Source organism: Amycolatopsis sp. NPDC059027, from assembly GCF_042739735.1.
GTDB lineage: Bacteria > Actinomycetota > Actinomycetes > Mycobacteriales > Pseudonocardiaceae > Amycolatopsis.
In genome coordinates this window covers 48,917-61,832 of sequence record NZ_JBHYIK010000036.1, presented here as the reverse complement: position 1 = coordinate 61,832, position 12,916 = coordinate 48,917, and the positions used below count along the sequence as shown (strand labels likewise).

The following is a 12,916-nucleotide window of genomic DNA, read 5'->3' as shown; positions in this document are numbered from 1 at the left end:
CGCCGCGCGGTCCGACCCTCCAATATTAAAAACATCCCCCGCCGCGGGGGGGCGCCGCGGCGCCCCCGCCCCCCCCCCCCCCCCCCCCCCCCGACCGCTGTCAAGGAGCCTTTACGGCTTCTTGACCAGCACTTTTTCCGGCTTTTCGCACGTGGCACGCCGGTCCGCAACCTTCGCCACGTAGGCTCAGGAGGTGAGCGTGGTGAGCATCGAGGCCGCGGGCATGGGTGTCGGCTGGCTCGACACGGCCGGCCCGCTGCTCGTGTGGGTGATCGTGCTGAGCTTCGTCTTCGTCGAATGCGCACTGATCATCGGCCTTTTCCTGCCCGGAGACTCGCTGCTCTTCGGCGCCGGGGTGGTGCTCGCCCAGCACGGCTCCGACGCCAACGCGTGGCTGCTGTCCGGCGCGGCGCTGATCGTCGCCGTCTTCGGCAACCAGGTCGGCTACTACATCGGCCGCGGCACCGGGACCAAGCTGATCGCGCGACGCGGCGGCAAGGTACTCAACCGGGAGAACCTCGAGCGCGCGCAACGGTTCCTCGACCGGCGTGGCTTCTTCGCGATCGTCGCCGCGCGCTGGATCCCGTGGATCCGCACGCTCGCCCCGCTCATCGCGGGCACCGCGCGGATGGATCCGCGCCGGTTCATGTTCGCCACCGCGCTCGGCGGCCTGCTCTGGGTACCGACGCTCGTGCTGCTCGGCTACTACGGCGCCGGCCTGCTCGACGCCCTGCCCTGGCTCAAGACCGCGGCGCTGTGGGCCAGCATCGCGTTCTTCGTGCTCGGCACGGGTTACGGCTTCCTGCGGTACCGGCGCGAGATGCGCCGTCCCGTCGAGGTCACCGCGAACGACGACTCGAACGCCCGCGCCTGAGCCCAGCGCGTCAGAACCGTCAGAGGGCGGGGTCGGCCCACACTTCGAGTTGAATCCCGTCCGGGTCACGGAAGACGATCACCATCGCGCCTTCGAGGGTCCGCGACGGGGCGGCTGGCGTGTACTGCACACCGAATTCGGCGAGACGTGCTTCCCATTCGGCCAGTTCCGCGACCGACGAGACCTTGAACGCGACATGGTCCAGACCAGTGTGGCATTCGTCGAAAAGACGTCTCCCGGTGTCGGCGTGCTGGACGAGCATCACCGCGAACTCGTCCCCCGGCGAGCGCAGAACCACCTTGCGCAGCCCGGTTTCCGGATCCTCGCGACGCGTGTGTTCCTCGAGGTCGAGCACCCGCACGTACCAGGGCACACTGCGGTCCACATCGGTCACGGTGAGCGCCAGATGGTGCACAGACGTGAGCTTGGGCATGACTTCGTGGCCGTCCTTTCGCACATCCCCCGGCGGCGCACTCCGTGGCATATCAAAGCGTTCGCACGATCACGGAGGTCACGGACCCCGTGACACACCGTCCCCCCGGCCCGTGCTAGAAGGAGATCTTGTTCCGCCGAGGCCCCATCAGCCTCGCACAGCGAACGCGCGGCCAAACCCGGGTTCACCGAGTTCCCCCACGAATCGTGATCTCACCGTCGCCGACGGTCTCACCAGATGGACTTGATCAGCGGGCGCCGCCGACCTCCAGCACGGCCCCCGCGGTGAACGACGCACCGGGCGAGAGCAGCCACAACACCGCTTCGGCGATCTCCCCGGGATGCCCGGCGCGGCCCATCGGGATTGCCGGGACGAACCGCTCGATGCGGTCGGGCATCCCCGCCGCCTCGTGCAGGCCGGTCCGCACCAGGCCGGGCGCGACCGCGTTGACCCGCACGCCTTCGCCCGCGACCTCCTGTGCCAGCCCGAAGGTGAACGTGTCGACCGCCGCCTTCGACGCCGCGTAGTGCACCCACTCGCCGGCCGAACCGGTGCGGGCCGCCGTCGAGCTGATGTTCACGATCGCGCCGCCACCTCCGCCGTGACGAATCGACAGCCGCCGCACCGCCTCGCGCGCGCACAGGAACACCCCGGTCACATTGACGTCGAACACCCGCCGCACAGTCGCGACGTCCTGCTCGTCGACGCGGCCGGGGGTGTTCCCGGTGATACCGGCGTTGTTGACCAGCCCGGCCAGCGGTCCCAGCCGCGCCGCGGCGTCGAACAACGCGCGGACGTCCTCCTCATCGGTGACGTCCGCGCGTACGGCAAGCGCTTTCCTGCCCAGCTCACGCACCCGCGCGGCCACCTTCTCGGCGGACGCCGCGTCGCCCGAGTAGTCGACCACCACGTCGTAGCCCTGTTCGGCGGCGAGCAGGCAGACGGCCGCGCCGATGCCCCGGCTGCCACCGGTCACGATGAGAACCCCAGTCATGGAGTCATCCAACCAGGACACGGCACGGGCACAACCCTGTTACAGCGCGAAGTTGACCAGCGGGAGGTTCTCCAGCACGAGATCGGCACGATCACGGGTCTGCGCGATGAGGTCGGCGTTGCGCTGGTCCGAACCGAGCGCCCTGGCGCGCGCCTCGACCAGCGAACGGCCATAGCGGCGGTGCCGCGACACGAGCCGCTCGATCCGCTCAGGCTCGTCCGGCGCGAGGAACCACGATTCGGTCAGTAGCGGTTCGACGCCGCTCCACGGATCGTCCTGTAGCAGCAGGTAGTTGCCCTCGGTGATCACCAGTTGCACACCGGGTGGCACCGCGACGGCCCCGGCGATCGGCTCCTCGATCTCTCGCCGGAACTCCGGCGCGTACACGGTCTCGCGGCCTTCGGCGAGACGACGGATGAGGTGCACGTACCCGGCGGCGTCGAACGTGTCGGGCGCGCCCTTGCGCTCGGTCCGGCCGAGCCGCTGCAGCTCGACCTGGGCGAGGTGGAAGCCGTCCATCCCGACGACCGCCGCGCGCGTGCCCAGCGCGTTCGCGATCGTCCACGCCAGCGTCGTCTTGCCGGACGCGGGCGCCCCGACGATGCCCAGCACGCAGCGCTTGCCCGGCTGCGCCATCCGCTCGGCCCTGGCCAGCAGGTCGTCCATCCCCGTCATCGTTGTCCCTCTCCCATCTTCGCGACCTCGGCCGTCCACGACCTCGGTCCCACCTGCCGCACCCGTTCGGCGGCCACCTCGTTGGCGAACTCGATCCGGTCGCCCACGTCCCCGCCGCGCGCGACCGCGTAAGCCAGCGCGCCGTGCCAGACGTCGCCCGCGCCCAGTGTGTCCCGTGCGGTCACCGCCGGAACGGGCACCTCGCCGGATTCCCCGCCCGCCGACCAGCGCACCGGCTCCGGACCCGCGGTGGTGATCACCGTGGCGACGCCGCGCTCGTGCAGCCCGGGTTCCGGGGCGCGGAAGTGCGCCGAGCACGCGGCGATGTCCACCAGTGGCAGGAGTTCGTCGAGCACCGGTTTCCAGCTGCCCGCGTCGAGCACCACCGGAACGCCGTGCCCGCGCGCCCATTTCGCCACTTCCAGCGCCAGTTCCGGATGGTGACCATCGACGAGCACCGCGTCCGGAGGTGGCAGGAAATCCAGGCTGGGCAAGGAAAACTCCGCCGACGGATCGGCGGCGTTGCGGGACACCACGGTCCGCTCGCCGTCGTGGTCGCGGACCGTGACGGCGCTGACCGCGGGTGGTGCGGCGCTTTCCGGCGCGAGGTCGACGACCTGTACACCGTGCGCGTCGAGGTCCGCCCGCGCGAGTGCTGCCAGCGGGTGTCCACCGAGGACGGTCAGCAACGTCGCCTCGCCACCGAGCGCGGCGACAGTCACCGCGGCGTTCGTCGCGGGCCCCCCGGCCGCGACGGCCACCGCGAGCGACTGCACCTTTTCGCCCGGTGACGGGATTTCGGCGACTCGCTGCACAACGTCCACAGTGCACAGTCCCGCCAGCAGCACTCGCGTCATCAGTCGAGTCCCGCGTGGACGGCCGACGCGACTTCCTCGACCTCGCCGCTCTCGCCGATCTTCAGCGCACCGGTGAGCAGGCCGACGACCTGGTTCATCGTGTGCGTCTTCGGCGAGACCACCGCGACGCGCTTGCCGAGCCGGTGCACGTGGATGCGGTCGGCGATCTCGAAGACGTGCGGCATGTTGTGGCTGATCAGCACGACCGGCAGGCCACGCTCACGGATCCGGTCGATCAGCGCGAGCACCTTGCCGGATTCGGCGACGCCGAGCGCGGCGGTCGGCTCGTCCATGATCACGGCCTTGGTGCCGAACGCGGCCGCGCGAGCGACCGCGACACCCTGGCGTTGCCCACCGGACAACGTCTCCACCGGCTGCGTGATGGACTTGACGTTGATGCCCAGTTCGTCGAGCACGCGCTGCGCCTCGGCCCGCATCGTCGTCGTGTCGAGCTTGCGGAACAGCCCGCCGAACACACCACCCCGGCGTTTTTCCCTGCCGAGGAACATGTTCGACGCGATGTCCAGCGCGGGCGCGACGGCGAGATCCTGGTACACCGTCTCGATCCCGTAGTGCCGGGCGTCCAAAGGGGACTTGAAGTGGACGGTCTTTCCGTCCACTTTGATCTCTCCGGCGTCCGGAATCACCGCACCCGAAAGGGCTTTGATGAGACTGGACTTCCCGGCGCCGTTGTCGCCGACCACGGCGAGCACCTCGCCGGGGTAGAGGTCGAAGTCGGCGCCGTCGATCGCGGTGACCCGGCCGTAACGCTTGACCAGTCCGCGTGCGGACAGTGTGGCCTCAGGACTCATGACTGCTGCCTCCTCGCGAAACGATCGACAGCCACGGCGGCGATCAGCAACGCGCCGGTGGCGACGTCCTGATAGAGCGCGTCGACACCGAGCTGCGTCAGCCCGGACCGCAGCACCGCGACGACGAGCGCACCCATCATCGTGCCCAGCACCGAGCCACGGCCGCCGAAAAGGCTTGCGCCACCAAGGACAACCGCCGTGATGGAGTCGAGGTTGCCGAGCTGGAACGCGTTCGGGTCGGCGTTCGGCACCCGGCCGAGCGCCTGCCACGCCGCGATCCCGAAGATCACCCCGGCCACGACGTACACCGAGAGGATCGTCCGCTTGACCTTGATCCCGGACAGCCGCGCGGATTCCGGCGCGTTGCCGACGGCGTAGACGTGCTTGCCCCACGAGGTTTTCGTGAGCGCGTACCAGAGTCCGAGGTACATCAGCAGCGCGAGCGTCATGCCGTAGGTGATCGGGATGCCGCCGAAGAGGTACCGGCGGGTGCCGAGCCACTTCAGCAGGCCGTCGGTCACCGGCACCGCCTGGCCGCCGGCGAACAGCTTCGCCGCGGCGGTCAGCACGGTCAGCAGGCCGAGCGTGACGATGAACGGCGGCAGCTTGATCCGGGTGACCAGCGAACCGGTGACCGTCCCGATCACCACCGTCGCGACGATGCCCAGCAGCAGCGCCCAGATCCCGGCTGCTCCGCCGCCCGCGAGCTTCGCCATGATCAGCGTGCCGAGCACCATCGCCGCGGCGTTGGCGAGGTCGATCCCGGCGGTCAGGATGATCAGCGTCTGACCGAGCGCGAGCGTCCCGACGACCAGGGACTGTTGCACCACAAGGGAAAGGTTGTCGAGGTCGAGGAAGGTGTCGGTGGACACCGAGAACACCACGACCGCGACGACGAGTGCCAGCGCCGGTCCGACGGCGGGCGCGCGGAGGAAGAACTCACCGATGCTCGCGCGGTCCTGTGCGCGTGCGGTAGCCGTGGTCATTTGGCCCCCCAGCAGTTCTGCAGGCCCCAGGCGGTGTCCTTGCTGTCCACCCCTGGCACGGGCTTGTCGGTGATCACCACGGATCCGGTGTTGATGAACCCGCTCGGCTTCTTGCCGGTCTTGGCGTATTCGACGGCCGCGAGCACGCCCTGTTCGGCCATCTTCTTCGGGAACTGCATGACGGTCGCGGCGTACTGGCCGTCCTTGACGTTGTGGACGCCCTCGCAGCCGCCGTCGATCGAGCCCATGACGACCTTGCTGACGAGCCCGCGAGCCTGCAACGCGGCGTAGGTGCCGCGGCCCATCGGCTCGTTCATCGTGTACACCGAGTTGATGTCGGTGGTGCGCTGCAACAGGTTCTCCACGCCCTGCTGCGCCATGCTCTGGTCACCGTTCGCCGCGACCTTGCCCTTGATCTCGGGCGAGGCGTCGGTCAGCCCGATGCCCTTGAGAAAACCGCCGTGCCGCTGCGTGTCCACGGTGCTGCCCGCGGTGCCGTCGACCATGAAGAACTTCGGCGCCTGACCGCCGAGCGCGGCCTTGACGTAGGCGCCCTGCTGGCGGCCCGCCTCGAAGTTGTCGGTGGCGAAGGTGGCGTCGACGGCGCTCGCCGGTTCGGTCGCGGTATCCAACGCGATCACGAGGATGCCGGACTTGCGGGCCCTGTCGATCGCGTCGAGCACGCCGGTGGACGAACTCGGCGTGATGAGGATCGTGTTCGCGCCCTGCTGCATCAGGTTCTCGATGGCACGGACCTGGCCGTCGTTGTCGCCATCGAACTGGCCCGCGAGCGCGCTGAAGTCGGCGCCGTTCGCGTCCGCGGCGGCCTTCGCGGCGGCGCGGAGCTCGACGAAGTAGGGGTTGGTGTCGGTCTTGGTGACCAGGCCGACCTTGGCCTTCCCGCCCCCGCCTGCCTGCGAACCGCCACCCCAGTGGCGTTCGACGGTGCAGCCGGTGGTGGTAGCGACGAGGAGGGCCAGCGCGAGGACTACGAGACTGCGCTGTCTCATGTTTTTTGCTCACCTTCACGGTCGAGGCTTGCCGATGGACGGGAAGGTAGACAGACTCACTGCCAGGGCGCAAGCGTTTGCGCAAACGCTTGCGAGTGATCTGCAGTTTCGAAGGGTGAACATGCCGCAGCCGAAGCCGTCACGGCCGACCCAGCGCGACATCGCCGAGCTGGCGGGCGTCTCGATCACGACGGTATCGCACGTGGTGAACGGCACCCGCGCCGTCGCCGAGGACACCAAAGCCGCGGTGCTGCGGGCGATCGAGACGACCGGCTACACCGGCGACGCGATCGCGCGATCGCTGGTCACCGGCGGTACGCGGTCGATCGGGATCGCGATCTCCCTGCTGGCGAACCCGTACTTCGCGATGCTCATGCAGGCCATCGAGCGCGAGGCCGCGGCTGCCGGGTACACCGTGCTGCTCGCCGACACGCACGACACTGTCGACACCGAGCGCGAAACCGTGCGCACGCTGCGTTCCCGCCGCGTCGATGGACTGCTGATCACCCCAGCGCCCGGCGACGGCTCGGTAATCGGCGAACTCGTCTCACTCGACGTGCCGACCGTGCTGATCGACCGCCTCGCCACGCGCGGCGACGTCGATCAGGTCGGCGTCGAGAACATCCAGTCGACGTCGGCGCTGACCGCGCATCTGGCGACGCTCGGGCACCGGCGGATCGGCATGATCAGCGGCGCGCCCGGGTTGAGCACGAGCGAGGAGCGGACCCTCGGCTATCGGCTCGGCCTCGGCCGGTCGGGGTTGACCTGGGCGCCGGAACTGGTGGTGTGCGGGCAGTCCTCGCGGGCGGGCGGCGCGCTCGCGCTGAACACCTTGCTCGCGCTGCCCGAGCCGCCGACGGCCCTGGTCGTGGCGAACGACAGCATGATGGTCGGCGTACTGCACGAAGCACGCCGACGCGGGCTGCGGATCGGGCGCGATCTTCCGGTGGTCGGCTACGACGACGTCGAATGGGCCGATCTGGTCGATCCGCCGCTGACGACGATGGCGCAGCCGATCGAAGACATCGGGCGGCAGGCGGTGCGGCTGCTGCTCGGCAGGATCAACGACCCGACGCGGAAGGCGCAGACCGTGCGGCTCCCGCCGACGCTGCGGCACCGCGAGTCCTGCGGCTGCCCGGGCATATCCGCTCCGTGACGAGCACACCGCCGGGTCACTCACACCGGTGATTCTCTGAGACGTTTACGAGCGGTGTCACGCGTGTCGCGGCCCCTGGCGACTACCTTCACCTGAACACATGTGAGGGCCAGAGGACATGACCGCACTTTCGCCGGAACTCCCGCTCTGGGAGCCTCCGGTAACCCACCGTTTCGGTGTCGCGATGGGGATGCACGCGAGCCCCTACTCGGGTGAGTTGCTGCGCTCGATCAGGGTCGCCGCCGCGCAGGCGGGGTGCGAGGTCATGCTCGCGGACACCGGCGACAGCGTCAGCGAGGAGGCCGCGGTCATCCGCGCGCTGCGCGCCGACCGGGTCGACGGTGTCCTGCTGGTCCCGGCGGCCGGGGACGACGCGGTGATCAACGGACTCGTGCGGATGGGCGTGCCCACCGTGCTGGTGGACCGGATCGCCGGCCGCAACGACGTCGACCAGGTGGGCTCGGAGAACATCCAGGCGGTGTCCGCGCTGGTCCGGCATCTCGCGCAGCGGCGGCACCGCAAGATCGGCCTGATCTCCGGGGACGAAGGCCTGACAACGAGCGAGGAACGCGCGCTCGGCTACCGGCTCGGGCTCGGCCGATCGGGGCTGCGCTGGACCTCGTCGCTGGTCGCATGTGGACAGTCGACGCCCGGCGGCGCCGCGCGGGCCACCGCGAAACTGCTCGACGCGTGGCCGTCGCCGACGGCGCTGGTCGTGGCGAGCGAATCGATGTTGATCGGGGTGCAGTACGAGGCACATCGGCGCGGCATCCACATCGGCTCGGAACTCGCCGTCGTCGGCTACGGCGACATGGACTGGGCACGGCAGGTGACCCCCGGCGTGACGACCATGGCGCAGCCGATCGCGGAAATCGGCCGCAAGGCCGTGCAGCTGCTGCTGTCGCGGCTCACCGATCCGGAACGCCGTCCCGAGGCGGTCCGGCTGGCGCCGCGGTTCGAGCATCGCGCGTCCTGCGGCTGCTGAAAGCGTTTGCGCCCCACTGGGCCGCTAGGGTGGTCGGCATGAGTGCCGACCTGGCGTACGCCAGTCTGACCGGGCTCGCGGTGGGGGATGCCTTCGGTGCGCAGATCCTGATGCCCGGCGACCACCCGAGCATCCTGGAACGCCGGCTGCCTGCCGCGCCGTGGCAGTGGACCGACGACACCTTGATGGCGTGTTCGCTGGTCAGCGTCCTGGCCCGCCACGGCCACGTCGACCAGAACGCACTCGCCGCGGACTTCGCCGCCCGCTACGACGCCGACCGCGGTTACGGCTCGGGCGTTTCGCGCCTGCTCAACCAGATCCGCGGCGGTCAGCCGTGGCAGCAGCTGACCGCCGCGGCGTTCGGCGGCAAGGGCTCCTGGGGCAACGGCGCGGCGATGCGGGTCGCCCCGCTGGGTGCGTGGTTCTGCCACGACCTGCCGCAGGTGCTGCGTCAGGCCGAGCTTTCGGCGGTGGTCACCCACTCGCATCTCGACGGTGTCGCGGGCGCCGTCGCCGTCGCGGCCGCCGCGGCGCTGACCGCCTCGGGACTCCGAGGTCCCGCTGTCCTGGAGCAGGTCGTCCCACTGGTACCCCCCGGCGAAGTCCGCACACGGCTGGGCAAGGCGCTGAAGCTCGTCCACGCCGATCCACGGGACGCGGCGGACGAACTCGGCATCGGGCGCGAGGTCGCCGCCCACGACACCGTGCCACTGGCGCTGTGGATCGCTTGTACCGCCCCGAGTTACGTCGATGCACTGTGGACAGTCGCGCGGCTCGCGGAGGACGTCGACACGGTCGGCGCGATCGTCGGCGGGGTACTCGGCGCCGGGAGCGCCCCGATTCCGGGCGAGTGGCTCGCCGCGTGCGAACCCTTGCCCGCCTGGCTTCCCGGAAATTCCGGCAGACTGGGAGCATGATCAGTCTCGCCCACACCGCCGACCTCGACGCCGCCACCCAGATCGCCGCACGCACCTTGCTCGATGCCTCGTTCGACGGCGATTTCACCGACGAGGACTGGGAACACGGGCTCGGCGGCATGCACGCCCTACTCTGGGAGGGCGGCGAGCTGATCGGGCACGCCTCGGTGGTGCAGCGCCGGTTGCTGCACCAAGGACGCGCGTTGCGTACCGGGTACGTCGAGGCCGTCGCGGTCCGGGCGGATCGGCGCGGGCGGGGTCACGGCGCGGCGCTGATGTCCACTGTGGAGCGTCTGATCCGGGGCGGCTACGAGGTCGGCGCGCTGTCTTCGTCGTCGGACGCGCTGGACTTCTACGGAGCGCGTGGCTGGGAACTGTGGCGTGGGCCGACCTCGGTGTTCGGCCCGGCGGGCCTTGTCCGGACCGAGGAGGACGACGGCGGCGTGTTCGTGCTGCCGGTGAGCGCCGACCTCGATCCGGACGCGCCGCTGGCCTGCGACTGGCGGGACGGCGACGTCTGGTGACTCAGGCCGCCGGTGCTTCGCGGATGCGGAGCGCGTTGCCGAACGGGTCACGGATGGCCATGTCCGTGCCATAGGACTGCACCGCCGGCTCCTGCGTGATCTCCACGCCCTTCTCGACGAGTTCGGCGTGCGTCTTGTGGATGTCGTCGGTGGTGAAGCCGAGCCAGCCACCGGTCGCGCCCTTGGTGACCAGCTCCCGGATGCGTTCGGCGGTCGCCTCGTCGTGCGCGGGCGGCCCCGGCCGCTCCAGCAGGATCTCGCGGGCCGGTGTCCCCGGCACGCAGATGGTGAGCCAGCGCATGAAGCCGAGGTCGACGTCGGTGTGCACCTCGAAGCCGAGTTTGCCGACGTAGAAGTCGAGCGCCTCGTCCTGGTCGAGCACGAAGAGCGAGGAGAGCGTGATCGCGTTCATCATGCCGCGAAGGTTAATCAGCCCTCGCCGCCGATGGCTTATCCAAAACGACTGTGCCCGGCGAGTCAGCCGCGCGGCCGCGTCCAGGCCATCGCGAAGCACGTCGGCACCGGCGCCGCCGGGGCAGCGCCGCGGGCCCGGTGGGCCGTCGGGGATTCGCCGACGATGTCGTGGAACGTGCGGCTGAACGTGCCGAGGCTGCCGAATCCGACGTCGACGCAGATCTCGGTGACACTGCGATCGGTCCGGCGCAGCAACGCCATCGCGCGCTCGACGCGACGGCGTTGCAGGTAGCGGTGCGGGGTTTCGCCGAACGTCGCGCGGAAGGTTCGGGTGAAGTGTGAAGGCGAGAGGTGGGTGAGCCGGGCCAGCGCGGCGACGTCCAGCGGCTCGGCGAACGCGCGGTCCATCGCGTCGCGGGCGCGCAGCATGCGCCGGTTCATTTCCTCGACGACCTTACTCATCCTTCATACAGTGTAGCGGCGGCTCTCCGTCCTGGTTACCCCATTCCGGAGCGCTGCCATTACCTGTCGGCGGCGCGATACCGCTTCTCGTCTTCCCACAGGCTTGTCACCATTGTCGCGAAGTCGGCATGGGGTTCAGGATCATCCCCGTCGCCGGGCCACCATTCGTACGCGGTCCACTCACCATTGTCCGCGACGCTGTCGGCGTGCAGGAACAGGTAGTGACCACTGCCCCCGTCGTCGTTCGAAATCAAGACAGAGCGCTTGAGTACTTCGATCCAGTCGTCGTAGGCTCCGGAGTCCGACCAGGCTTCCATAAGCCTGGGTTCCAGGTCCGCGAACCACCCGATCTCAGTGAGATCAAGCAGGTCCACCGCGTAGGAGATCGTATGCCAGCCGTTGCTGACCAGGAGAAAATTCCGGTAGCTCGGCGGAAGCCGGATTCCCAGCCTCCGCTCGGCGGCGGCGATCGCGTCTTCGGTCGCCGGTTCGTAGCCCAGCCACCGGTTGGCCCGCTCGGTTTCGCTGGCGAAAAGGTCGTCTCGCCCCTCCTCCGCCATCTCGCGCAGAAACGGGGATTCCAGGAACTCGGAGCTGTAACTCCGCAGAAATTCACGCCATTCGGCGGGCGCCAAGGGTGGCGGCGGAACGTTCACGCGAAACTCCTTCTGCGATGCGTAGATGGTCACGACGCTCACAGGAGGCATTCCACGCGTCAAGCTTCTTGACCCCTTTGGACAACATTCCTGGCCCAGGTTCTCTCACTCCAGGGAAGCAGCGGCTTCCAGCAGCATCCAGGCGCCGACCTGCACCGAAAGATCTCGTTCGGGAGCCTCGGGCGGAAGGGGAAGCGAAGGCGCGGAGCGGGACCAATCGGCACTGAACAGCGGACCGCCGGGCGCTTCGACGGCGCCGGACCAGCACGCCTCCGCCGAGATGAGGACGAGTTCACGAGCGGTCGCGGCGATCTCGGTGTCCGGCAAACGCCGCGCCGCGAGCGCGAGGTAGCGCGCGAGGATCGCGCCGAACAAGCCGCCGTCGCCGCCGTTCTGGCCACGCAGCACACCGCCGGGCGCACAGTGCCCGGCAACGGCACGCACCGTCCGCGCCGCCTTGTCCACTTCGGACAATTCAACACAGGCGCCGAGGTAGACCCCTTGGCAGTACGTGTAAATGTTCTTCTCCAGCTCGCCGGTGTCGAGCCGGAGACCGTCCCAGACCAGACCGGTCTCCGGGTCGACGAGAGTGCTGGTCATCCAGTTCGTCAGCGATGCGGCGTACTCGGTTTCGCCACCACGGGCGTGGAAGATCGCGGCGGGGCCGTTCGCGGGGGCGTTCTTGAAGCGGTCACCGCGGCGCCACCAGATCCCACCGCCCGCCTCGTCGGTCCACCCCTCGTGCAGCCGCGTACCGATGGCGTCGATCGCGCCATCGAAGCCGTCGATCCCCAGTGCGCGAACCCGTTGCAGTGCAAGGCCGAGCCAGGCGATGTCGTCGTAGTAGTCGTTGATCCAGCGGCCGAAGTTACGCACTAGCACCGACTTCGCGAACCGCTCGATCCGTTTCGCGCGCTCGGCCGACGGCGCACGCAACTGCGCGTCGACGAGCGAGTCCAGCAGATGCGCCTGCCACCAGTAGTTCCAGTGCCAGTGCAGGCGCTGCCCCGGATCCGGCGGCCAGCCGCTGCGGCCGAGCACGGTGCCCGGCAGGGCCCACACCCGGCGGAGGTGTCGCTCGTGTACCGCCCGTTCGGCCGCGGCGGCCCGCTCCGCATACATGAGGGCATCCTTCCTTGCCGTGCGACATACCGCTCGGTA

General features: G+C 69.4%; 16 protein-coding genes. 5 read left to right on the top strand and 11 right to left on the bottom strand.

The window, feature by feature from the left end:
- Positions 1–193 precede the first annotated feature (193 nt).
- A complete protein-coding gene (locus tag ACFWY9_RS24730; protein WP_378326249.1) occupies positions 194–874 on the top strand; it encodes a DedA family protein in 681 nt (226 codons plus the stop codon).
- 19 nt (positions 875–893) lie between these two features.
- Here the strand turns inward: ACFWY9_RS24730 and ACFWY9_RS24725 are convergent, their stop codons facing one another.
- The 7 genes from ACFWY9_RS24725 to ACFWY9_RS24695 all read right to left on the bottom strand — a co-directional run bounded on the left by ACFWY9_RS24725 (position 894) and on the right by ACFWY9_RS24695 (position 6,641).
- Positions 894–1,307: a VOC family protein gene (locus ACFWY9_RS24725; protein WP_378326250.1), complete on the bottom strand. Its 414-nt coding sequence runs from the start codon at positions 1,305–1,307 to the stop codon at positions 894–896.
- A 247-nt stretch (positions 1,308–1,554) separates the two neighbouring features.
- On the bottom strand, positions 1,555–2,301 hold the full coding sequence (locus ACFWY9_RS24720) for an SDR family oxidoreductase (protein ID WP_378326251.1): 747 nt from the start codon (positions 2,299–2,301) through the stop codon (positions 1,555–1,557).
- Between the two features lie 39 nt (positions 2,302–2,340).
- Positions 2,341–2,976, bottom strand: a complete 636-nt coding sequence (locus tag ACFWY9_RS24715; protein WP_378326252.1) for a nucleoside/nucleotide kinase family protein — start codon at positions 2,974–2,976, stop codon at positions 2,341–2,343.
- The gene (locus ACFWY9_RS24710) at positions 2,973–3,833 is read right to left on the bottom strand and encodes a PfkB family carbohydrate kinase (RefSeq protein WP_378340030.1); all 861 of its coding nucleotides are present in this window, start codon (positions 3,831–3,833) and stop codon (positions 2,973–2,975) included. Before ACFWY9_RS24710 ends, ACFWY9_RS24715 begins: the two co-directional genes overlap by 4 nt.
- On the bottom strand, positions 3,833–4,645 hold the full coding sequence (locus ACFWY9_RS24705) for an ATP-binding cassette domain-containing protein (RefSeq protein WP_378326255.1): 813 nt from the start codon (positions 4,643–4,645) through the stop codon (positions 3,833–3,835). Before ACFWY9_RS24705 ends, ACFWY9_RS24710 begins: the two co-directional genes overlap by 1 nt.
- Positions 4,642–5,631, bottom strand: coding sequence for an ABC transporter permease (locus ACFWY9_RS24700; RefSeq protein WP_378326256.1), 990 nt, complete (start codon positions 5,629–5,631; stop codon positions 4,642–4,644). The genes ACFWY9_RS24705 and ACFWY9_RS24700 overlap by 4 nt, the downstream gene beginning before the upstream one ends.
- Complete coding sequence (locus tag ACFWY9_RS24695; RefSeq protein WP_378340029.1) at positions 5,628–6,641, bottom strand: substrate-binding domain-containing protein; 1,014 nt, start codon at positions 6,639–6,641, stop codon at positions 5,628–5,630. Before ACFWY9_RS24695 ends, ACFWY9_RS24700 begins: the two co-directional genes overlap by 4 nt.
- 121 nt (positions 6,642–6,762) lie before the next feature.
- Here ACFWY9_RS24695 and ACFWY9_RS24690 point away from each other — a divergent pair, with 121 nt between their 5' ends.
- The 4 genes from ACFWY9_RS24690 (at position 6,763) to ACFWY9_RS24675 (ending at position 10,223) form a co-directional block, all read left to right on the top strand.
- The gene (locus tag ACFWY9_RS24690; protein ID WP_378340028.1) at positions 6,763–7,797 is read left to right on the top strand and encodes a LacI family DNA-binding transcriptional regulator; all 1,035 of its coding nucleotides are present in this window, start codon (positions 6,763–6,765) and stop codon (positions 7,795–7,797) included.
- A gap of 118 nt (positions 7,798–7,915) precedes the next feature.
- Entirely contained in the window at positions 7,916–8,782 is an 867-nt protein-coding gene (locus tag ACFWY9_RS24685) for a LacI family DNA-binding transcriptional regulator (protein WP_378326260.1), read from the top strand.
- A 38-nt stretch (positions 8,783–8,820) separates the two neighbouring features.
- Entirely contained in the window at positions 8,821–9,699 is an 879-nt protein-coding gene (locus ACFWY9_RS24680) for an ADP-ribosylglycohydrolase family protein (protein WP_378340027.1), read from the top strand.
- A complete protein-coding gene (locus ACFWY9_RS24675) occupies positions 9,696–10,223 on the top strand; it encodes a GNAT family N-acetyltransferase (protein WP_378340026.1) in 528 nt (175 codons plus the stop codon). Before ACFWY9_RS24680 ends, ACFWY9_RS24675 begins: the two co-directional genes overlap by 4 nt.
- 1 nt (position 10,224) lies before the next feature.
- On the opposite strand, the gene ACFWY9_RS24670 is transcribed toward ACFWY9_RS24675, so the two are convergent.
- The 4 genes from ACFWY9_RS24670 to ACFWY9_RS24655 all read right to left on the bottom strand — a co-directional run bounded on the left by ACFWY9_RS24670 (position 10,225) and on the right by ACFWY9_RS24655 (position 12,877).
- Complete coding sequence (locus tag ACFWY9_RS24670) at positions 10,225–10,638, bottom strand: VOC family protein (protein WP_378326263.1); 414 nt, start codon at positions 10,636–10,638, stop codon at positions 10,225–10,227.
- A gap of 62 nt (positions 10,639–10,700) precedes the next feature.
- Entirely contained in the window at positions 10,701–11,099 is a 399-nt protein-coding gene (locus tag ACFWY9_RS24665; protein WP_378340025.1) for a helix-turn-helix domain-containing protein, read from the bottom strand.
- A 59-nt stretch (positions 11,100–11,158) separates the two neighbouring features.
- Positions 11,159–11,788, bottom strand: coding sequence for an SMI1/KNR4 family protein (locus tag ACFWY9_RS24660; RefSeq protein WP_378326265.1), 630 nt, complete (start codon positions 11,786–11,788; stop codon positions 11,159–11,161).
- A 72-nt stretch (positions 11,789–11,860) separates the two neighbouring features.
- Positions 11,861–12,877: a glycoside hydrolase family 76 protein gene (locus ACFWY9_RS24655; protein ID WP_378326266.1), complete on the bottom strand. Its 1,017-nt coding sequence runs from the start codon at positions 12,875–12,877 to the stop codon at positions 11,861–11,863.
- Positions 12,878–12,916: the final 39 nt, after the last annotated feature.